This is a genomic window from Paraburkholderia sp. GAS82 (assembly GCF_050436285.1).
GTDB lineage: Bacteria > Pseudomonadota > Gammaproteobacteria > Burkholderiales > Burkholderiaceae > Paraburkholderia > Paraburkholderia phenazinium_B.
The window spans coordinates 301,128-321,076 of sequence record NZ_JBNDLX010000008.1; the positions used below are offsets into that span (position 1 = coordinate 301,128).

Consider the following 19,949-nt stretch of genomic DNA (forward strand, 5'->3'; position numbering starts at 1 on the left):
CAATCGCTTCCAAGGGTTCGAGCTAAAGCAGCGCCCGGCCACTTGAAGGTCAGGTACTGGAAACAGGAACAGGATAAGGAACCGTCATGGCTAACTCCGCACAAGCACGCAAGCGCGCCCGTCAGGCCGCGAAGGCAAACTCGCATAACTCGGCCCTGCGCTCGAAGTTCCGCACGGCAATCAAGGCTGTTCGCAAGGCGATCGACGCCGGCGACAAGGCTAAGGCCGCTGAGATCTTCCTGGCGTCGACGAAGACGATCGACATCATCGCCGACAAGAAAATCGTTCACAAGAACAAGGCAGCTCGCCATAAGAGCCGCCTCGCTGCAGCCATCAAGGGTCTGCAAGCGCCCGCAGCGCAGTAAATCCGGTCAGCCCGCTCCGGCGGGCTACCTCCTGTTTCCGCTGCGTCATGAGAGCCCGCCTAGGCGGGCTTTTTTGTTTGGTTTTAGGGTTTGTCTCGTCTGCCCGGTCTCTGCGCGCACAGTACTCATTTGACGCTACTGTTTGCTACAGGCGCAAAAAAACCCGCCTTCGCGGGTTGGGTTTCCATCGTTTCCTTTCGCCTCACTGCCCTGGCTCGATCCTCGCCTGAATGGATCAGCCGTCTTAGCCCATTCGGGCACCTACAGCCGCCTTACTTCGCCTTCAACGCCTGTTGAGTACCGTGTTCGGGCGGCAGTTCGCAGGCCTCGGTGACCAGCAGGTCATTGTCCTTCGCGAAATTCATGACGAAATCGAAGGCCATGGGTTCGATGTCGCGCAACCGCGAGTCGAGGATGACGCATTTCAGGTCGTCGATGATCGTGGGGCGGACGTACAGCGAGTACTGCATGTAGGCATTCGGCCCCCTTTTCGTGCCCGGCCCGAACATGGACATCACCCCGGCGAGCCGCTCCGACCAGTCACTCGGCCGAAACTTCTTTCCGTTCGACGTGATGCCCTGAATGAAATATTCGGTTGGAGCTTCTTCGGCCATGTAGGAATACCTGAGTGACTGCCCAGCACAATGCCAGCGAATGTGGCTGCGGCTGCATGAACACGTCGTACACGACCCCGCGAACCATGCCGCTGGGCGCCGCAGTGCCGGCCAGGGCCACCTCGGCAATCGTCATGACGGCGCACCGCGAGGAAAGCCTTCCGGGCGCGCGAGCCGTGTCCCGCAAGCATGTAGCCTGCTTGCTGGGCTTTTTGGGAAACCCCGAGATTATAGCGTAGCGGACCTTCTTCCGCACTGCACACAAGCACACCTCTTAAGACTCGCAGGCCCGCTTAGGAATGACCGCCTGGCCTTCTGGCTAGCTCGTCAAACGCGCCAGAATCCTTTATGCTGCATAGAGTTACCACAAACGACGGCGGCAGCGTCCGGCAATTTCGCCGGGTGAGACCGCCGTATTTGTTTCATGACCGCCAAGAAAATTCGCCACTACCTGCAGTTCAAGGATTTCTCGCTGGAAGACTACGAGTACGTGCTTGAACGCGCCCGCATCCTGAAGAACAAGTTCAAGAACTACGAGACCTACCACCCGCTGCACGACCGCACGCTGGCGATGATCTTCGAGAAAAACTCGACACGCACGCGCCTCTCGTTCGAAGCGGGCATCTTCCAGCTAGGCGGCCATGCGGTATTCATGAGCACGCGGGACACGCAACTGGGCCGTGGCGAGCCGATCGAAGATGCTGCGCAGGTCATCTCGCGCATGGTCGACATCATCATGATCCGCACCTTCGGCCAGGACATCCTGAAGCGCTTTGCCGACAATTCGCGTGTGCCGGTCATCAACGGCCTGACCAACGAATATCACCCGTGCCAGGTGCTGGCTGACATCTTCACGTATTTCGAACATCGCGGCCCGATTCGCGGCAAAACGGTCGCCTGGGTCGGTGATGCGAACAACATGCTGTACACCTGGATCGAGGCGGCGCAGATTCTCGGCTTCCAGCTGCGACTGTCCACGCCGCCGGGTTACAAGCTCGACCGCGCCATGGTGGCGCCTGAGAGCGCACCGTTTGTCGAAGAGTTTGACGATCCGAACGAGGCCTGCGCCGGCGCCGATCTGGTCACCACCGACGTCTGGACCAGCATGGGCTTCGAGGCGGAGAACGAAGCGCGCAAGGCTGCGTTTGCCGACTGGTGCGTGGACGCCGAGATGATGGCGCGCGCCAACGCAGATGCACTCTTCATGCACTGCCTGCCGGCCCATCGTGGCGAGGAAGTGAGCGCAGAGGTGATCGACGGACCGCAAAGCGTCGTATGGGACGAAGCGGAAAACCGTCTGCATGTCCAAAAGGCGTTGATGGAATTTTTGCTGCTCGGCAAGCTGAACCACTGAGCGGCTTCTGCGCGAAGCGCGACGGGGCCCGAATACGAGGCGGGCATCCACGTACGCGCCGTGCTTGTGCGTGTCTGCGGCGCGGCTGAACGGACCAAATCCTGCGCTAGCAGCCAGCAAAAGGTGCCCGGCTCACTCACGGTACCTTTTTTTATTGCGCGTGCAGAACTCAAAACCCCGCTGCACCGCGTCCTACAGACAAACCGGCTCGGCCTCCAGCTCCACTCCAAACCGTTCACGCACATCCCGTTGAATCGCCTGCGCCAGCGCAAGCACCTCTGCGCCGCTTGCCCCACCCCGATTCACCAGCACGAGTGCCTGACGTTCGTGCACAGCGGCCGCGCCCATCGCGCGCCCTTTCCAGCCGCACTGATCGATCAACCACCCCGCCGCAAGCTTCACCGCACCGTCCGCCTGCCGGTACGAAACCACCTCCGGCTCGCGGCGCTGCAACGCCTCGAACTGCACTGCGTCGATCACAGGATTCTTGAAGAAGCTGCCGGCATTGCCGAGTTGCGACGGGTCGGGCAATTTCGCGCGGCGCACGGCCACGACGGCGTCGAAAATTGCCTGCGCGCTCGGCGATGTGTCACCATGACCCTCGGCGGCCAGTTCGCGGGCGATGTCCGCATAGCTCGCGCGTGGCACCCACGCTTTCGGCAAGCGAAACGTAACCGACGTGATCACAAAGCGGTCACGCCCTTCTCGCTTGAAGAAACTGTCGCGATAGCCGAACCGGCAAGCCGCTGCGTCGAACTCGCGCGCTTCGCCGGTCGCCAGTTCCACGGCGCGCAGCGATGCGAAGCGCTCGCACATTTCGAGTCCATAGGCGCCGATGTTCTGGATCGGCGCGGCCCCCACCGTCCCCGGAATCAGCGCGAGGTTTTCGAGGCCGGGCTTCTCCTGTGCAAGGGTCCAGGACACGAAGTCGTGCCAGTTTTCGCCAGCAGCCGCTTCGACGTACCACGCTTCGTCGTCCTCACGCACGAGACGGCGACCGCGTAATGCCACCAGCAGCACGAGGCCCTCGAAGTCGCCGGTCAGCACGACGTTGCTGCCGCCGCCCAGCACCAGCCGAGGCAGGCCGGCTGCACGCGGGTCACGCACCGCCGCGAGCAATTGGTCCTCGCGTTCGATGCGGCACGCGAACCGCGCGCGGACATCGAAGCCAAAGGTGTTGTGGGCCTTGAGCGGATACCCGGCGAGGAAAACAGTGGAGTCGGACTGGGACATCAGGGACATCGGAATGTGAGGGCCGTGTGCCGCAAGCCAGGCGGTATTGCGCAGCGGCCTTGGGCAAAAGAGAAAGGCGTCGGTAAAATGACGTCCGGTTCGTGATTATAGCGAGTGCATCGTGCGCAGCCGTCCGGCGGCGCCGTGTATCGCAGCACTATTGGAGAGAGCAATGCCATCGTTTGACGTCGTGTGCGAAGCCAACATGATCGAAGTCAAGAACGCGATCGAGCAGTCCAACAAGGAAATTTCCACCCGCTTCGACTTCAAGGGGTCGGACGCGCGCGTCGAACACAAGGAGCACGAGTTGACGCTCTACGCCGACGACGACTTCAAGCTGGGTCAGGTCAAGGACGTGATGGTGTCGAAAATGGCCAAGCGCAACGTCGACGTGCGCTTCCTCGAGTACGGCAAGATCGAGAAAATCGGTGGCGACAAGGTCAAGCAGGTCGTCACCGTCAAGAAAGGCGTGTCGGGCGATCTGGCGAAGAAGATCGTCAGGCTTGTGAAAGACAGCAAGATCAAGGTCCAGGCAAGCATTCAGGGCGATGCGGTGCGCGTGAACGGCACCAAGCGCGACGACCTGCAGAGTGTGATTGCGCTGCTGCGCAAGGATGTCACGGACACGCCGCTCGACTTCAACAACTTCCGCGATTAAGGCGTTCAGATTGCGCGGGAGTGGCGGCGACGCCGGTGGCGATCGTGCTGCTCATGCGTGCACATGCCTGCGCATCCAGGTTGCGTGTCCGGCCTGATGTCCTGCCTGGTTTTCCCGTCACGCAACGCCTGCGAGACCGCCGTGGGCGCCGCGGCGCCACCGCTTCAGTGTCGCATCAGATCAGTGCCGCTTCGCCGCCGCCTGGGCCTCGGCCTTCTTCTTGTCGCCGATGCGGCTTTCCTGCCCCGCCATCAGCTTCGCGATATTGCCGCGATGACGCCAGATGAGCAGCGAGCTCATCACGACGATGGACAGCGCAATGATGTTCGCGCCGAACAGGAAGCCGTCGAAAAGCGGTGCGAACACCGCGGCCGCGAGCGCCGCTAGTGACGAATAGCGCGTAAAGAAGGCGACGATCAGCCAGGTCAGTAGGGTGGCGATGCCTAGCACGGGGTTGATAGCCAGCAGAACGCCCGCGGCTGTCGCGACGCCCTTGCCGCCCTTGAAGCGAAAAAACACCGGATACAGGTGGCCGAGGAAAACGGCGATCGCGGCAAGCGCAATCGCCGTATCGTCAAGTCCGTAGCGCGCGCCGAAGTGGCTGACGAGCCAGACGGCGAGCCAGCCCTTGAACGCATCGCCAATCAGCGTCAGGATCGCGGCCGTCTTGTTGCCGCTTCTCAGAACGTTGGTGGCGCCGGGATTCTTCGAGCCGTACGAGCGCGGGTCGGCCAGTCCCATCACGGAACTCACGATCACGGCAAACGACACCGAACCGATCAGATAAGCGACGACAGCGACGATCAGGTTTTGCATCTGGGGACTCTTATAGTTATCGGAAAGCGCAACAGGGGCGACAGGTAGAACACGCATCCCGCGGCACGAACGAAACGGCGAACATTCTACCGAACCGGGCCATCGCGGCCAGCCACTTTTGCAGAGGGTATTCCCGAAACCGTCGGCGCAACCCGAGCCTGCTTCGGGGCATCAGTCGATGCCCCGAAGCAGGCAGCGACAGCGTTGGCAGCATTCAATCCACGCTCGCGCATTGCACCGGCTTCGCCTTCAGCAACTGCGTGAGCACAGAGGGCGCGATACTCACCAGAAACCCGCGCCGGCCGCCGTTCAGCCAGATCTTCTCGAGTTCGAGAATACTCGACTCCACATAGACGGGCATCGCCTTGCGCGTACCGAACGGCGACGTACCACCGATCAGATAGCCGGAATGTCGGTTCGCCACTTCCGGCTTGCACGGTTCCACGCGCTTCGCACCGATCTGCCGTGCGAGGTTTTTGGTGGAGACGGTACGGTCGCCGTGCATCAGCACGATCAAAGGCTTGGCGTGCTCGTCTTCCATTACCAGCGTCTTCACGACCTGATGTTCGTCCACGCCTAGCTGGCGCGCCGATTCCGCTGTGCCGCCGTGCTCGACATAATCGTAAGGGTGCTCTCCGAATTCGACGCCGTGACGGCGCAGAAACTGCGTCGCGGGCGTTTCGGAGACGTGTCTGGATTTGCTCATCGGCGCATTGTAATGGCGGCCTTGAGCGACCGCCATTGGCCGAACGGCCAATTGTGCGCCGTTGGCGACTGTGGCACGATCGTTCGGAAATCACCCGGCGCAACGCCTGCCGGGGCCCTATCGTTTCAAGGAGACCGCGTTGATCTTCGACTCACCTGCACGTAGCACCATCCACGTGCCCGACTTGCTCGCCGCCTTGCCGCAGCGCATTGCGCAAATTCCGGCGCTAGCTGCCGCACGCGATCCGCAGCATGTCGCGCTGATCGAAGACGCGCGAAGTCTGACGAACATGCAACTGCTGGAAGCCGTGAACGCTACCGCGGCGCTGCTGCGCGAATGGGGCGTACGCGGCGGCGACCGGGTAATGATTGTCGCGGAAAACAGCATCGCGCAGGTGGTGCTGCTGTTCGCTACCGCCCAGCTCGACGCGTGGGCGCTCGTGTCGAATGCGCGCCTATCCGCCGCCGAACTCGACGCAATCCGCGCGCACGCCCAGCCGCGGCTCGTGGCCTATGCTGTCGAAAGCTCGCCCGACGCGTCACAGCATGCGCAACGTCACGGCGCCGCGACGGCGCCCGCGCTCGCGCCCGCTATCGGCGCATGGGCCTTTGCGCTCGACAACGCCGTCACGGCAGAGCCGGTGGAACGCGCCAGCGAGCGCCAATGCGCCGCCTTGATCTACACCACAGGCACCACCGGCGCGCCCAAAGGCGTGATGCTATCGCACCGCAATCTGCTGTTTATCGCGGCCATGTCGAGCGGCCTGCGCCGCGTCGGCCCCGACGATGTGGTGTACGCCGTCCTACCGATCTCGCATGTCTACGGTTTCGCTTCGGTGTGCCTCGGCAGCCTGTATGCCGGCGCCACCCTGCGGCTTGTGCCGCGTTTCGCGCCCGAAGCGGTGCGCCGGGCACTCGCCGAAGAAGGTGTGTCGATCTTCCAGGGTGTCCCCGCGATGCATGCCAAGCTGCTGGAACATCTGCAGAGGCACGGCCATGCGTGGTCCGCGCCGCGTCTGCGCTTCGCTTATTCGGGCGGCTCACCGCTCGACGCGTCGCTCAAGGCACACGTTGAAAGCGTGTATGGCATCACGTTGCACAACGGTTATGGCATGACGGAGAGCAGCCCCACCGTCGCGCAGACCACGCTCGACGCACCGCGCAGCGATTGCTCGGTAGGACCCGCAATTCCCGGCATCGAGGTGCGCTTCGTCTCGCTCGATGGCGAGGAGCTCGTGCAAGGAGAGGTCGGCGAATTGTGGGTGCGCGGGCCAAACGTCATGCTTGGCTATTACCGCAGTCCCGAACAGACCGCCGCCACAATCACCGCGGAGGGTTGGCTCAAGACTGGCGATCTCGCGCGCCAGGATGTCGACGGTGCGCTGCATATCGTGGGACGCAGCAAGGAGTTGATTATCCGTTCGGGCTTCAACGTATATCCGGCTGAAGTTGAGCACGTGCTGAACGCGCACCCGGAGGTCATGCAATCGGCGGTGGTAGGACGCGCGGTAGAAGGCAACGAAGAGGTGGTCGCCTTTGTCGAACTGAAGGCCGGCGCGAAGGTAACGCCGGAAGAGTTGGTCGCATGGTGCGGCGAGCGGCTCGCCCCGTACAAACGTCCCGCCGAAGTACGTCCGCTCGCTGCGCTGCCGGCCGCGTCAACCGGCAAGATCCTGAAGCACCGCCTGCGCGATCTGGTTTAAACGCCAGCGCGCACGCGCAAGTCACACGGGCTCATCCACCCTCATCCCCGTGGATGATGCGCCGCATGCAGCGACTTCAGGCGCTCACGCGCCACATGCGTGTAAATCTGCGTGGTCGAGATATCGGTATGTCCAAGCAGCAGTTGCACGACACGCAGATCGGCGCCGTGATTTAACAAATGCGTCGCGAACGCATGCCGCAAGGTGTGCGGCGAGAGCGGCGCATGCACCTCGGCTGCCGCCGCATGACGCTTGATGATGTTCCAGAACTGCTGGCGCGTCATGCCTTCGGCCCGGCTGGTCACGAACAGCGCATCTGTCGCACGCGCGCCCAGCAACGCCGGCCGCGCCTCGCGCAGATAGCGCTCGATCCACGCATGCGCCTCCTCGCCGAACGGAATGAGGCGTTCTTTCGAACCCTTACCCATCACCCGCACGACGCCTTCGTTGAGCCCCACTTCCACTGTTTTCAGCGTAACGAGTTCGGTGACGCGCAAGCCGCTTGCGTACATCAGTTCGAGCATCGTGCGATCGCGCAGGCCGAGCGGCGTGGCGATATCCGGCGCGCCGAGCAGCGCTTCGACCTGAGCCTCGCTCAGCGTCGCGGGAAAACGCGCCGGCTGTTTGGCCGAGCGGATGCGCAGCGTCGGGTCGACCTTTGCGCGATGCTCGCGCACAGCCCATGCGTAGTAGCGCCGGAACACCGACAGTCGCCGGTTCGACGAAGTGGACTTGTCCTTCTGCCGCACGACGCTATAGGCGGTGAGGTCCGCTTCGCTGGCCGTATCGAGCGAAGCATTGCGGCTCTGCGCAAGCCATTCGCAGAAGAGGCGCAGATCGCGCCGGTAGGCGTCGAGCGTGTTGCGCGACAGGCCATGTTCGAGCCATAGCGCGTCGCAGAAGGCGTCAATCGAGGCATTGCTCGTCACGAACAACGGTGACGGAGCGGGCGTGTCGGGAGCGTCGGCAATAATCGGTTCACTCATGCGTAGGACACACCTTCATGCGCCAGCAGCCAGCGCTTGACCTTGCGAAAAAAGTCATCGTCCGCGTGATGCGCAAAGCCGCCGATTCCGCTCGACGCCACCACGCGGTGACACGGAATCACCAGTGGAAAATAGTTCGAGCCGCATGCCTGACCGACCGCGCGCGGCACGCTGCCCACCTCTTTGGCAAGTTGCCCATAGGTCAGCACCACGCCCGGCGGAATCGCGTTGATCCCCGCCCACACGCGTCGCTGAAAGTCGGTGCCGATTGCAGCCAGCGGCAGGTCAAAGGCCGCCGCAGGGTTCTCCAGATAGCGCTCGATCTGCCGCACAACTTCTTCGGCGAGCGGTGTATCAGGCGCGACGTTCTGCACCGGATCCGGCAAATAGGCGATCTCGCGCACCGAGTCGGCTTCGGCGTCGAGACGAATGCCGACTTTGCCGAACGGCGCGTCGATCACTGCGTTGAACATGATGTATTGGCCTGAAATTTCCTGAACCACTCTGGACGCGGCCCGCTGCCGCGCCGGATTTCCGTTACTGTACGCCGCCAGCTCAGGCGGCTTCAAGCGCCCATTCGACATGCTCGCGCACCAGCGCCGAAGGATCATCCATACGCTGACGCAAGGCATCCACGATCGCCGCCCGCGCGTCGACTGCCAGGCTCGCCGGATCGGCGCGCAACGCATTACCCATACCGACCGCCAGATTGCGCAGCCACGCCTCGTAGCCGATGCGACGAATCGCGCTGCCCTGCATGCGCGTATCGAAGTCGTCGGTGCTCCACGCGAACAGTTCGACCAGCGTCGCACGATCGAGGCCGTGCCGCACATCGAAATCGGCAACCGGCGCCGCCTGGGCAAACTTGTTCCACGGACAGACGAGCTGGCAATCGTCACAGCCGTACACCCGATTGCCGATCAACGGCCGCAGTTCCCGTGGAATACTGCCTTTCAGTTCGATGGTCAGATAGGAGATGCAAAGCCGCGCATCGACCTTGTAAGGCGCCACAATCGCACCGGTTGGGCACGCGTCGATACAGCGCGTACAAGTGCCGCAATGCGCACCCGGCGTTTCGGGGGCGCTCTCGGGTGTCGACTGCGCATCGGTCGGCAGCGGCACATCCACGTAGATTTCGCCGAGGAAAAACAGCGATCCGGCGTCGCGCTGCAGCAACAGCGTGTGCTTGCCGCGCCAGCCAATGCCCGCTTTCTGCGCGAGTTCGATCTCGAGAACCGGGGCGGAATCGGTAAACACCCGGTAACCGTAGGCACCGATTTCGGCTTCGATCCTCTCGGCAAGCCGCTGCAGCCGGTTGCGCATAACCTTGTGATAATCACGGCCCCGCGCGTAGATCGACACTACCGCGGCGGACGGGTCGTTTATCCGCGCAAACTCGTCAGCACGCCAGTTACGCGCTTCAGTGAGTTCGGTGGGTGCGCTTTCGGCGAGCTTTCCAACCTCGGACTGATCAGGCGAATGAGGACGCTCTCGAGACAGCGAATCCCCCGGCAAATAAGCCATCCGCGCGCTGATCACGCGTCGCGTATGGGCCACAAGCTCTGCGGGCCGCGCGCGTTTCATCCCATGTTTAGCCATATAATCCATCTCGCCGTGGCAGCCCTCTTCAAGCCATGCGGCAAGACCCGCCTCGGCAGCGGAGAGATCGGTGTCGCTGATACCGATCGCCCCGAAACCTAGTTCGCGGCCCCACGCCTTGATGCGCAGGGCAAGCGCCGCCAGCGCCGCTTCATCCAGCTGACGCGTGGCGCGCGCATCGTCATCGGACGCAGGCGTGCAGGAAACGGGGGACTCCGGACTTCGGTTCATCACGCCATTTTACGAGAATGCCCGACAACGCCGATCTCGCGATCCAACCACCCGCTGCAGTCCTGCTCGAGCGCCACTTCGCGCTCGCGGACGAAGCAGCCACCAGCGCGTTCGGCGTGCGCTTCGCGGAGGCGATCGAGAGCGTGCGCGGCGCCGCGCAGAAAGCGCATGACAGCAACGCGAGCGTCGACGGATTCCAGGGCCTGCAGGTGCAATTGACCGGCGACCTCGGCGTCGGTAAAACCACGCTCGTGCGGGCTACTTTGCGCGGCCTCGGTCACACCGGGCGCGTGCGCAGTCCCACCTATACGCTTGTCGAACCGTACGCAGTTCAAAGACCCGATGGGGAACTTGAGCTCTATCACTTCGATCTGTATCGATTCACCGATCCGGCTGAATGGGCCGACGCCGGCTTTCGCGAGTACTTCGACAGCGGTGCGGTTTGCCTCGTCGAATGGCCGCAACGCGCGGGCGGCCTGCTAGGCGTGCCGGATCTTGTTTTCTCGCTCGATGTCGACGGCGACGGCCGGCTGCTGGTTGCCCGGGCGTACAGCGAATCAGGAAAAGCATGTCTAGAAAGATGTTAATCAAGCCATTTCGCTCGATCGAATCCGCCGCCACCGCCTCGCATAACTGGCGGCGCCGGCAGATTCTGCGCGCCGGCGCCTCGACGCTCGTGCTCGGTCTCGTCGCGCCACGCCTCGCGTGGGCGAGTTCGGTGCTCGGCGTGCGGGTCTGGCCGGCCCGCGACTACACGCGCGTGACGATCGAATCCGATCAGCCGCTGCAGAACACCCAGCAATTGCTGCAGACCCCGGACCGGCTGGTGGTGGATCTGAACGGCCTCGATCTCGACCAGGAGCTCAAGGATCTGGTTTCGAAGATCACACCGAACGATCCGCAGATTCAGGCTGTGCGCGTCGGGCAATATCTGCCACATGTGGTGCGGATGGTGTTCGATCTGAAGGGTTCGGTGAAGCCGCAGGTGTTCACGTTGCCGCCGGTCGGCTCGTACAAGTACCGGCTGGTGTTTGACCTGTATCCGGCCGTCGCGCCGGATCCGATGATGGACCTGCTCGCGCAAAGCGAGCGCAAGCAGCAACGCCTCGATGAAAATGCCGCGCCGCCGACCACCTTGAGCGGCCCCGGCACGACGCCGCCCACCGCGGACAACAGCGAGGCGTTCTTCGACCGCTACGCGCAGAACGACGACCACGCGCCGGATGTGCCTCATCCGCTGGCTCACACGACGCCAGCTCCCGTTCCGGTGCCCGCACCGCACACCCTGGCGCAAGCGCCGTTGCCCGGCAAGCCGCTCACGCCACCTGGCGCGCTTGCCAGCAACAACAGCGGCAACAGCCCCGACGACACCTACGCCTTCACCACGCCGAAGTCAGGCAAGAACAACACGGTGCGTCTGTTGACCGTGGCGATCGACCCGGGACATGGCGGTGAAGATCCGGGCGCGATCGGCAGCGCGGGCACATATGAAAAGCACATCGCACTCGACGTCGCGAAGAAACTACGCGCGAAGATCGATGCCCAGCCGAACATGCGCTCGATGATGACCCGCGACGACGACTTCTTCGTGCCGCTCAACGTGCGCGTGCAGAAAGCGCGGCGCGTCGGTGCGGATCTGTTCGTGTCGATTCACGCAGACGCGTTCACCACGCCGGAAGCACGCGGCTCGTCGGTGTTCGCGCTATCGGAGCACGGTGCCTCGAGCGCCGCGGCGCGCTGGATGGCGGACAAGGAAAACTCGTCGGACCAGATCGGCGGGATCAACATCAAATCGGATGACGCGGCAGTCAATCGCGCGTTGTTCGATATGTCGACCACGGCGCAGATCCGCGATTCGATGCGCTATGGCAACTTCGTGCTGAACGAGATCGGCGATATCAACAAGCTGCACAAGGGTTCCGTCGAACAGGCCGGGTTTGCCGTGCTGAAGGCACCGGACATTCCGTCGATCCTCGTCGAGACCGCGTTCATCAGCAACCCGGACGAAGAGAAGCGCCTGAACGACGACGCCTATCGCGATCAGATGGCTACGGCCATCATGAAGGGCATCAAGCGCTATTTCGCGGCGAATCCTCCGCTGGCGAAAAACCGCATGACTTGAGGCGCTTGAGGCGGTCTGCCATCGCGGTTTTTCGCCGCGCGAACTAACGTGCCGGCGCGAAGCGCCGCACGAACCAGCCGCCGAACACATTCACCGCAAGACCCACCATCACGAGAGCGGCGCCGGCAATCTGCGGCGTCGTCAAATGCTCGTCCAGAAACACCGAGGCGGATGCCAGACCCACAATCGGCACCAGCAGCGAAAACGGCGCCACCTGGCTCGCTGGATAGCGTGAGAGCAGGCGGCTCCACAAACCGTATCCCAACAGCGTCGCAATAAAGGCGAGATACACCACGGCAAAGATCGAGGTCGCGCCGATACCCGACAGCGCAGCGGCGATCCGCTGCGGACCTTCGAAGGCGTAGGAAAGCGCGAGAAACGGCAGCGGCGGAATCAGGCTGCCCCAGACCACCAGCCCCACGAGGTCGACCTTGCCGACCTTCTTGGTGACGATGTTGCCCAGCGCCCACGACCCGGCCGCACACAACGTGAGCACGAAGCCGGCGAGCGTCATAGCGTGACCGCCCTGCATGCCGATCACAGCAAGTCCGCCGGAAGCGATCGCCAGCCCGATGACGTTCGGCACGCGAAAGCGCTCATGCAGAAACAGCCCGGCGAAGATCAGCGTGAAGAAGGCCTGCGCCTGAAGCACCAACGACGCCAGCCCGGCGGGCATGCCGACGTACATGGCGGAAAAGAGAAACGCAAACTGGCCGAACGAGATGGTCGCGCCGTAGGCAAGCAACCAGCGCCACGGCATCTGCGGGCGCCTGACGAAAAATACGGCGGGAACCGCGGCGAGCGTGAAGCGCAGCGCGCCGAGCAACATCGGCGGCACGCCGTGCAGGCCCACTTTGATCACGACAAAATTAATGCCCCACGCGATCACCACCACTAGCGCCAGCAACAAATCCTTCGGCGCCATGGCCGTCTCCTTTGGTTTTGTCGGAAGAGAGAGTTTAGCGGAGCAACCTCGCTTCGTCGAAAGCCGCCAAACAACATCCTCCCCCGCACACCAGTAGAATGACCCCAATCCTCCCCAACGAGCGTGACCATGTCCTCCTCGATCAAAGCAGTCCTCAAGCCCCATCTGCGAGACGTAGGCAGCCTGAGCGTGCGTCGCGTGCTGCCGGCGCTGGCCGCGCGCCTGATCGGGCCGTTCATCTTCTTCGATCACATGGGTCCCGCCGTGCTCGAACCCGGCGTCGGCCTCGACGTGCGGCCGCATCCGCATATCGGCCTCGCCACGGTCACGTATCTGTTCGAAGGCGCGATCATGCATCGCGACAGCATCGGCTCGGAGCAGAAAATCGTCCCTGGCGACGTCAACTGGATGACCGCCGGCCGCGGCATCGTCCATTCGGAACGCACACCCAACGAAGACCGCGCGAGTGGCCTCGCCATGCACGGCATCCAGACCTGGGTCGCGCTGCCACTGGATCACGAAGATACCGAGCCGTCCTTCGAGCATCACGCCGCTGCCACGCTGCCCGAGATCGAACGCAACGGCGTCACGCTGCGCGTGATCGCCGGCACGGCGTTCGGCCAGACCGCGCCGGTCACGACCTTCTCGGGCACGCTTTACGTGGCCGCGCATTTCACGCCCGGCAGCGCGTTCGCGCTGGAACCGGAACATGAGGAACGCGGCGTCTATCTGGTGGAAGGCGATCTGGAGATCGACGGGACGCCGCTCGAAGTCGGCACGATGGCAGTGCTGGCGCTCGATGAAACGGTCACGCTCGCCAGTAGCAACGGCGCCACCGTGATGGTACTCGGCGGCGACAAGCTGGACGGGGAACGTTTCATCGAATGGAATTTCGTCGCCAGTTCGCGCGAGAAAATCGAGCAGGCCAAGCTCGCGTGGACGAATCAGGAAATGGGCAAGGTGCCCGGCGAAACGGAGTGGATTCCGCTGCCCGAGCGGAAAGCGCACTGAGTGCTTCGGGCGGTGCAGCCGCGTAGCGGTGTGGCAACGCGCGGGTGTCCACGGAGACACCCAATTCCGCCCGCGCCGTGAACCCAGCCCCTGCGCGCATTGAACCCACCGCATTCGCCCCCATCTAGCGGGACGAACCGTTATACCGACGAGGATGCAATGGAAACAAGTCTGGCCACTTTCGAAAAAGACGTTATCGCCGCCTCGACGCTCGCCCCCGTGCTGGTCGACTTCTGGGCGCCGTGGTGCGGCCCGTGCAAGACGCTCGGGCCGATGCTGGAAAAGCTCGAAACCGAGTATGCCGGCAAATGGCGCCTGGTGAAGGTGAACGTCGACGAGAATCAGGAACTGGCAGCGCACTTCCAGGTGCGCAGCATCCCGCACGTGATGGCGTTTGCTGACGGCCGTCCCGTCGACCAGTTCGTCGGCGTGCTGCCGGAAGGTCAGTTGCGCGAGTTTCTCGACCGGCTGGTGCCGCAGGGCGCCGACGCCGCACGCGCCGAAGCGCAGACCGCTCTCGCCGAAGGCCATCGCGAAGATGCATACGACGCACTCAAGGAAGCGCTTGCCTACGATCCGGGCTATGACGACGCCCGCCTCGATCTGATCGAGCTGCTGCTGGAAGACAACCGCATCGACGAGGCGCGCAACGAGGTCAATCTGCTGTCGCCAAAGACCACCCAGGGTATCGATGCGCGCTTCAATGCAATCAAGACGCGCCTCGACGCCGTCGATGCCGCGGCCGACCTGCCGCCCACGGACGCGCTGGAAGCGCGTGTGGCCGCCGAGCCTGGCGATCTCGAAGCACGCTTCGACCTCGCTAGCGCGCTGATTGCGCGGCGTAACTATGCTGGCGCGCTCGAGCATCTGCTCGCTATCGTGCAGCGCGACCGCACGTTCCGTGACGATATTGGCCGCAAGACCATGCTGTCGGTGTTCGATCTGGCCGCACACCAGCCGGAAATCGTCTCGCAGTGGCGGCGCAAGTTGAGCGCGGCGTTGTTCTGAGGAGCGGAGAACCCTTGAGCCGCGAGGCAACCTATAGGCGCTAAGCCGCCGCCGCCCGCTGCCCTAACGCGCGCAGCACATGGGCTGCGGCGGCGAAACCGAAGCTCGCCGTCACACACACGCTCGAACCAAACCCCGCACAGTTCAACCCGACCGGCCCGGCATACCCCGGCGAAGTGGTGACGTGCTCGGCGACCTCATCGATATCGCAAACCGCCGCTTCCGGGTAGATCAGCGGCTCGTCCGAATACACCGCGCTCACCTTGAACTTCGCCTTCGGCCCGCGCGGGAACCCATGCTGTTTGCGTAATTGCGCGCGGACCTTCGAGAGCAGCGGGTCCTGAATTGTCAGCGCCAGATCGTCGATGCGGATACGCGTCGGATCGAGCTGGCCGCCGGCGCCGCCCACCGTGATCAGCGGCTGCCCCTGTTCGACGCACCATGCGATCAACGCGGTTTTGGTACGCACGCTGTCGATTGCATCGATCACGTAATCGAAACCGCCGCCCAGCAGCGCCGCAAAATTATCCGGCTCGATGAAGTCCTCAACGAGACGCACGTCGCATAGCGGATTGATCTGCGCAATCCGCTCAGCCATGGCGTCGACTTTCGGCTTGCCGTAGTTGCCGTCGAGCGCGTGAATCTGCCGGTTGGTGTTGCTCTCCGCCACGTTATCCAGATCGATCAGCGTCAGCGAGCCCACCGCGCTGCGCGCCAGCGCCTCGGCCACCCACGAGCCGACGCCGCCAATCCCGATCACCGCGACGCTCGCACGCTCGAACGCCGCCAGTGCCGGCGCGCCGTACAGCCGGGCGATGCCGCCAAAACGCCGCGCGTGGTCGGCGGCTTCAAAGCCGCCGGGGCTGGTAGTAAGATCGGAAGGCGCGGCAGTGCCAGGCGTGGACATGGTCGGGGGCTCGTCGAAAACGGACATGGAGGCGGACAAAGAAGCGGGGAAACACAGAAGCGAATCGCGCGCATGTGCCAATCCGCTATTTTGCCTGATCACGTGGCCATGAACGCTGCAGCCCTGCGCTAACCGTGGCTTTAGCGCCTGCACAGGTTGTCACCGCGCACGCAGAAAAGTTGTTCCCTGGCTATACTGGATGAACTGTAGCGTTCGCATAAGAACATGACCTCACTCGCCGAACTTCGGAAAAATTATTCGCTAGGTTCAATGGACGTCGGCGATGTCGACCACAACCCGTTTCGCCAGTTCGAAGCATGGTTCGCACAGGCGCTCGATGCCCAGTTGCCCGAACCCAATACGATGACGCTCGCCACGGTCGATTCGCGCGGCCGGCCTTCGGCCCGAATTGTGCTGATCAAGGGCGTCGATGAGCGCGGCTTTGTGTTCTTCACCAACTACGACAGCCGTAAAGGCCGCGAAATCGCGGACAATCCGCATGCGAGCCTGCTGTTCTACTGGATCGAACTCGAGCGCCAGGTGCGCATCGAGGGCAACGTCGTAAAGACAAGTCCCGCCGAAAGCGATCAGTACTTCCAATCGCGCCCGCTCGGTTCGCGGATTGGCGCATGGGCATCGGATCAAAGTCAGGTAATTGAAAGCCGCGCGGTGCTCGAAGCGCGTGAGAAAGAAATTAGCGCGAAGTACGGCGATCAACCGCCGCGGCCACCTCACTGGGGCGGCTACCGGCTGGTTCCGGATGCCATAGAATTCTGGCAGGGCAGGCCGTCGCGTTTGCACGACCGGCTGCTCTACACACGTGCGGTGCAAGACGGCGACTGGCAAATCGCCCGGCTATCGCCCTGAACCTATAACAACGCCGGCGCGCTAGCCTTGCAAGCTGCGCGTGCACCGGCAGGATCGCGCGGCCATTCGGTGTGGGAGTGACGCCAAGGCACGCAGCGACCTGAAAAGCTTTGCTTTGTATTTCATCGGACACGGAGAAATCACATGTTCTGGGAGAAGAAGCTGGCGCAGTGGGTTGAAGACGTAAAAACCAGGGCGAACCTGCCAGCACGCCTTGTTCTGTGGGACGGCCAGCAACACGACTTCGGGCAGTTTGCCGCGCCCCAGGTCACCTTGCACGTGAAGAGCGCAACGGCGTTGCCCTACCTGCTCGAACCGAGCCTCGACAATCTGGGCGAGGCGTACGTGAAGGGCAAGATCGACATCGAAGGCAAGCTGTCGGACATCATCAACATCGGCTACTCGCTGGCACGCAACACCGTGACCAGTGCGAGCAAGCTGGCGCGGGTGCGACGCTACTTCAATCACTCGAAATCGTCGGACAAGAAAGCCATTCAGTACCACTACGATGTCTCGAACGAGTTCTACAAGCTGTGGCTCGACGAGAACATGGTGTACTCGTGTGCGTACTTCGAAGAGGGCGATGAAGATCTCGCCGCTGCGCAGATCAAGAAGATCGACCACATCCTTACCAAGATCCAGTTGCAGCCAGGGCAGCGTCTGCTCGACATCGGCTGCGGCTGGGGTGCGCTCGTGCTGCGGGCCGCCTCGAAGTTCGGAGCGAAGTGCGTGGGCGTGACGCTGTCGCAGAACCAGTTCGATCTGGCTACTGCACGCGTGAAAGCCGCCGGGCTTGAAGACCGGATCGAGATCCGCCTGCAGGACTACCGCGACGTGGAAGGCCAGTTCGACCGCATCACGAGTGTGGGCATGTTCGAACACGTCGGCCGCAAAAATCTGCCGGGCTACTTTCAGAAGATCCACGATCTGCTGGTGGACGACGGCATTGCAATGAACCACGGCATCACGTCGAGCGATTCGGACAGCGGCGAAACGGCGCTTGGCGGCGGTGAGTTCATCGATCGCTACGTGTTTCCCGACGGCGAACTGCCGCACATCAGCCTCGCGCTCGAATCGATGCAGCGCGGCGGGCTCGAGGCAGTTGACGTCGAAAGCCTGCGCCGTCACTATGCGCACACGCTCGATATCTGGGCGGAGAATTTCGAAACCCACGCGGAAGAAGCACGCAAGCTCGTCGACGACGAAAAATTCCGCATCTGGCGTGTGTATCTGGCCGGCTGCGCGTATGCGTTCGAAAACGACGACGTGTCGATCTACCAGGTGGTGTGCCGCAAGGCTGGCCGCAGCGCGAAGACCTTGCCGTGGTCGCGCCGGTACATGTACGAGAGGCAGGACAAACCGCTGTGATGCGGTTGCGCCGGAGCTAGCACTATCAGCCGCGCGATCGTTCCGGCGCAACCCTTGACAGTGAGAAGATCAGGAATCGATGGACGAAGGCGGAGCGAGCGAATTTGCGTCGGTGACGCAGGTGAAGGCGGGGACGGACGCGGTCAGTGAGGGCGCCGCCACGCCGGACGCGGATGCCGGGCAACTGGATCTGTTTGGCATGCCGGTGGGTATGCCCGCTTCTTCGTCTGCTGCTCCCCAAGCTGCGCCGGGCGGCATTTCCGGCACGACCCGGCAGCGGCAAGCGCGAACCTCTTTGGCCGCTTCGTTATGGGAAGACGAGACGGAAGCCGATGAGGCTGATGCCGAATCCGGGGCTGAAACGGAACCCCACACGGACGAGGCGCCCTCGTCTGACGCCACTGCACCCAAAAAACGCCGCTCGCGCGACGTGATCGCCGCCGAACCCTCTTCCGATGTCCTCGAAATCGCCGCCGGGCTACCCCCGCAGATCCGGCTCGGTACATCCACGTGGTCGTTTCCTGGCTGGAAAGGCATCGTCTACGGCGACGACTACAGCAACAGCAAACTCTCTCGCGACGGTCTGACCGCATACGGCCTGCATCCGCTGCTGCGCACGGTGAGCATCGACCGCTCGTTTTACGCGCCGCTTACCGTCACTGACTATCTGCGCTACGCGCAGCAGGTGCCGGAGCATTTCCGCTTCATCGTCAAGGCGCCCGCGCTCGTCACCGATGCCACCGTGCGCGCCGAGCGCGGCGAACCGGTCTCGCTCAATCCGTGCTTTCTGAACGCGCAACTGGCCATCGACGAGTTCGTGCGGCCCTGCCTCGAGGGACTGGGTGCGAAGGCCGGCGCACTTGTGTTCCAGTTCTCGCCATTACCCGATCAGATGCTGGCGAACCCCGCCGGCTTCATCGAGCAGCTCGCCGGGTTTCTCTCAGCATTGCCGGTTCTACCCGAAGGCACGCGCTACGCGGTCGAGATTCGCGACGCATGCCTGCTGACGCCGCGCTTCATCCGCACGCTGAAAGCGACCGGGGTGCGATATTGCGTAGGGATTCATGCGCGCATGCCCGACCCGCTGCGCCAGGCAGCGGCGCTTGCGTTGCTCGACGGCGAGCCGGCCGGCCCGCTGATCGTGCGCTGGAGTCTGCACGGCGGCTTCAAATACGAACAGGCGAAGGCAAAGTACGATCCGTTCGACCGTCTGGTCGACGAAGATCCGGCCACCCGCACAGCACTGGCCGAACTGGCCGCCCGCTACGCGATTGCCGGGCAGCCGGTGCTGATCGCCGTGAACAACAAGGCGGAAGGCTCGGCGCCGCTGACCTGCGTGAAACTCGCGCGGGCGATTGTCGAGGCGTACTCACGATTGCTGGACGAAGCGGCAATCCGCGAACCGGCACCGGCAGCCCCTGAGAGCATCTGACATCCCGCACCTGGCACCTGGGCCCAACCAACGCGCGCTCAAACC

Annotated in this window: 20 protein-coding genes; 11 read left to right on the forward strand and 9 right to left on the reverse strand. The window is 63.1% G+C overall.

From position 1 onward, the window contains the following. Nucleotides 1-86 precede the first annotated feature (86 nt). Nucleotides 87-365 carry a 30S ribosomal protein S20 gene (gene rpsT / locus P3T17_RS25390; RefSeq protein WP_074263511.1) on the forward strand — a complete coding sequence of 93 codons (279 nt, stop codon included), beginning with the start codon at nucleotides 87-89 and terminating at the stop codon, nucleotides 363-365. 272 nt (nucleotides 366-637) lie between these two features. Here the strand turns inward: rpsT and P3T17_RS25395 are convergent, their stop codons facing one another. Beyond that, entirely contained in the window at nucleotides 638-979 is a 342-nt protein-coding gene (locus P3T17_RS25395) for a DUF3579 domain-containing protein (protein ID WP_074263510.1), read from the reverse strand. Between the two features lie 424 nt (nucleotides 980-1,403). Here P3T17_RS25395 and argF point away from each other — a divergent pair, with 424 nt between their 5' ends. Then, a complete protein-coding gene (gene argF, locus P3T17_RS25400; protein ID WP_074263509.1) occupies nucleotides 1,404-2,333 on the forward strand; it encodes an ornithine carbamoyltransferase in 930 nt (309 codons plus the stop codon). Between the two features lie 192 nt (nucleotides 2,334-2,525). Here the strand turns inward: argF and murB are convergent, their stop codons facing one another. Next, nucleotides 2,526-3,566, reverse strand: a complete 1,041-nt coding sequence (gene murB, locus P3T17_RS25405; protein WP_429286836.1) for a UDP-N-acetylmuramate dehydrogenase — start codon at nucleotides 3,564-3,566, stop codon at nucleotides 2,526-2,528. 172 nt (nucleotides 3,567-3,738) lie between these two features. Between murB and P3T17_RS25410 the strand changes: the two genes are divergently transcribed. Continuing rightward, on the forward strand, nucleotides 3,739-4,224 hold the full coding sequence (locus P3T17_RS25410; RefSeq protein ID WP_074263507.1) for a YajQ family cyclic di-GMP-binding protein: 486 nt from the start codon (nucleotides 3,739-3,741) through the stop codon (nucleotides 4,222-4,224). A gap of 180 nt (nucleotides 4,225-4,404) precedes the next feature. On the opposite strand, the gene plsY is transcribed toward P3T17_RS25410, so the two are convergent. Together plsY and ybaK are read right to left on the reverse strand one after the other, a co-directional pair. Next, on the reverse strand, nucleotides 4,405-5,040 hold the full coding sequence (gene plsY / locus P3T17_RS25415) for a glycerol-3-phosphate 1-O-acyltransferase PlsY (protein ID WP_429409293.1): 636 nt from the start codon (nucleotides 5,038-5,040) through the stop codon (nucleotides 4,405-4,407). 214 nt (nucleotides 5,041-5,254) lie between these two features. Then, nucleotides 5,255-5,746 (reverse strand): Cys-tRNA(Pro) deacylase, encoded by a 492-nt coding sequence (ybaK, locus tag P3T17_RS25420; protein ID WP_429409294.1) that lies wholly within the window; start codon nucleotides 5,744-5,746, stop codon nucleotides 5,255-5,257. Nucleotides 5,747-5,885: 139 nt separating this feature from the next. Here ybaK and P3T17_RS25425 point away from each other — a divergent pair, with 139 nt between their 5' ends. Further along, nucleotides 5,886-7,448 carry a class I adenylate-forming enzyme family protein gene (locus tag P3T17_RS25425; protein WP_429409295.1) on the forward strand — a complete coding sequence of 521 codons (1,563 nt, stop codon included), beginning with the start codon at nucleotides 5,886-5,888 and terminating at the stop codon, nucleotides 7,446-7,448. 41 nt (nucleotides 7,449-7,489) lie between these two features. Here P3T17_RS25425 and xerD read toward each other — a convergent pair whose 3' ends face one another. The 3 genes from xerD to queG form a co-directional block, all read right to left on the reverse strand. Continuing rightward, nucleotides 7,490-8,434: a site-specific tyrosine recombinase XerD gene (gene xerD, locus P3T17_RS25430; protein WP_074263504.1), complete on the reverse strand. Its 945-nt coding sequence runs from the start codon at nucleotides 8,432-8,434 to the stop codon at nucleotides 7,490-7,492. After that, the gene (locus P3T17_RS25435; RefSeq protein ID WP_429286981.1) at nucleotides 8,431-8,907 is read right to left on the reverse strand and encodes a methylated-DNA--[protein]-cysteine S-methyltransferase; all 477 of its coding nucleotides are present in this window, start codon (nucleotides 8,905-8,907) and stop codon (nucleotides 8,431-8,433) included. Before P3T17_RS25435 ends, xerD begins: the two co-directional genes overlap by 4 nt. A gap of 82 nt (nucleotides 8,908-8,989) precedes the next feature. Then, nucleotides 8,990-10,264 carry a tRNA epoxyqueuosine(34) reductase QueG gene (gene queG / locus P3T17_RS25440; protein WP_429409296.1) on the reverse strand — a complete coding sequence of 425 codons (1,275 nt, stop codon included), beginning with the start codon at nucleotides 10,262-10,264 and terminating at the stop codon, nucleotides 8,990-8,992. A 17-nt stretch (nucleotides 10,265-10,281) separates the two neighbouring features. Here queG and tsaE point away from each other — a divergent pair, with 17 nt between their 5' ends. Both tsaE and P3T17_RS25450 read left to right on the forward strand, forming a co-directional pair. Continuing rightward, entirely contained in the window at nucleotides 10,282-10,851 is a 570-nt protein-coding gene (tsaE, locus tag P3T17_RS25445; RefSeq protein ID WP_429409297.1) for a tRNA (adenosine(37)-N6)-threonylcarbamoyltransferase complex ATPase subunit type 1 TsaE, read from the forward strand. Continuing rightward, nucleotides 10,833-12,386, forward strand: coding sequence for an N-acetylmuramoyl-L-alanine amidase (locus tag P3T17_RS25450; RefSeq protein WP_429409299.1), 1,554 nt, complete (start codon nucleotides 10,833-10,835; stop codon nucleotides 12,384-12,386). Before tsaE ends, P3T17_RS25450 begins: the two co-directional genes overlap by 19 nt. A gap of 43 nt (nucleotides 12,387-12,429) precedes the next feature. On the opposite strand, the gene P3T17_RS25455 is transcribed toward P3T17_RS25450, so the two are convergent. After that, nucleotides 12,430-13,311: an EamA family transporter gene (locus tag P3T17_RS25455; protein ID WP_429409300.1), complete on the reverse strand. Its 882-nt coding sequence runs from the start codon at nucleotides 13,309-13,311 to the stop codon at nucleotides 12,430-12,432. 129 nt (nucleotides 13,312-13,440) lie between these two features. On the opposite strand from P3T17_RS25455, the gene P3T17_RS25460 reads away from it, so the two are divergent. Both P3T17_RS25460 and trxA read left to right on the forward strand, forming a co-directional pair. After that, nucleotides 13,441-14,322: a pirin family protein gene (locus tag P3T17_RS25460; protein ID WP_074263498.1), complete on the forward strand. Its 882-nt coding sequence runs from the start codon at nucleotides 13,441-13,443 to the stop codon at nucleotides 14,320-14,322. A 159-nt stretch (nucleotides 14,323-14,481) separates the two neighbouring features. Continuing rightward, the gene (gene trxA / locus P3T17_RS25465; protein ID WP_429409301.1) at nucleotides 14,482-15,330 is read left to right on the forward strand and encodes a thioredoxin; all 849 of its coding nucleotides are present in this window, start codon (nucleotides 14,482-14,484) and stop codon (nucleotides 15,328-15,330) included. A gap of 40 nt (nucleotides 15,331-15,370) precedes the next feature. Here the strand turns inward: trxA and tcdA are convergent, their stop codons facing one another. Next, nucleotides 15,371-16,237 (reverse strand): tRNA cyclic N6-threonylcarbamoyladenosine(37) synthase TcdA, encoded by an 867-nt coding sequence (gene tcdA / locus P3T17_RS25470; protein WP_074263496.1) that lies wholly within the window; start codon nucleotides 16,235-16,237, stop codon nucleotides 15,371-15,373. A 225-nt stretch (nucleotides 16,238-16,462) separates the two neighbouring features. On the opposite strand from tcdA, the gene pdxH reads away from it, so the two are divergent. The 3 genes from pdxH (at nucleotide 16,463) to P3T17_RS25485 (ending at nucleotide 19,904) form a co-directional block, all read left to right on the forward strand. Next, a complete protein-coding gene (pdxH, locus tag P3T17_RS25475; RefSeq protein ID WP_074263495.1) occupies nucleotides 16,463-17,104 on the forward strand; it encodes a pyridoxamine 5'-phosphate oxidase in 642 nt (213 codons plus the stop codon). Between the two features lie 144 nt (nucleotides 17,105-17,248). After that, nucleotides 17,249-18,472 (forward strand): SAM-dependent methyltransferase, encoded by a 1,224-nt coding sequence (locus tag P3T17_RS25480; protein WP_074263494.1) that lies wholly within the window; start codon nucleotides 17,249-17,251, stop codon nucleotides 18,470-18,472. Between the two features lie 79 nt (nucleotides 18,473-18,551). Continuing rightward, nucleotides 18,552-19,904: a DUF72 domain-containing protein gene (locus P3T17_RS25485; protein WP_429409302.1), complete on the forward strand. Its 1,353-nt coding sequence runs from the start codon at nucleotides 18,552-18,554 to the stop codon at nucleotides 19,902-19,904. Nucleotides 19,905-19,949: the final 45 nt, after the last annotated feature.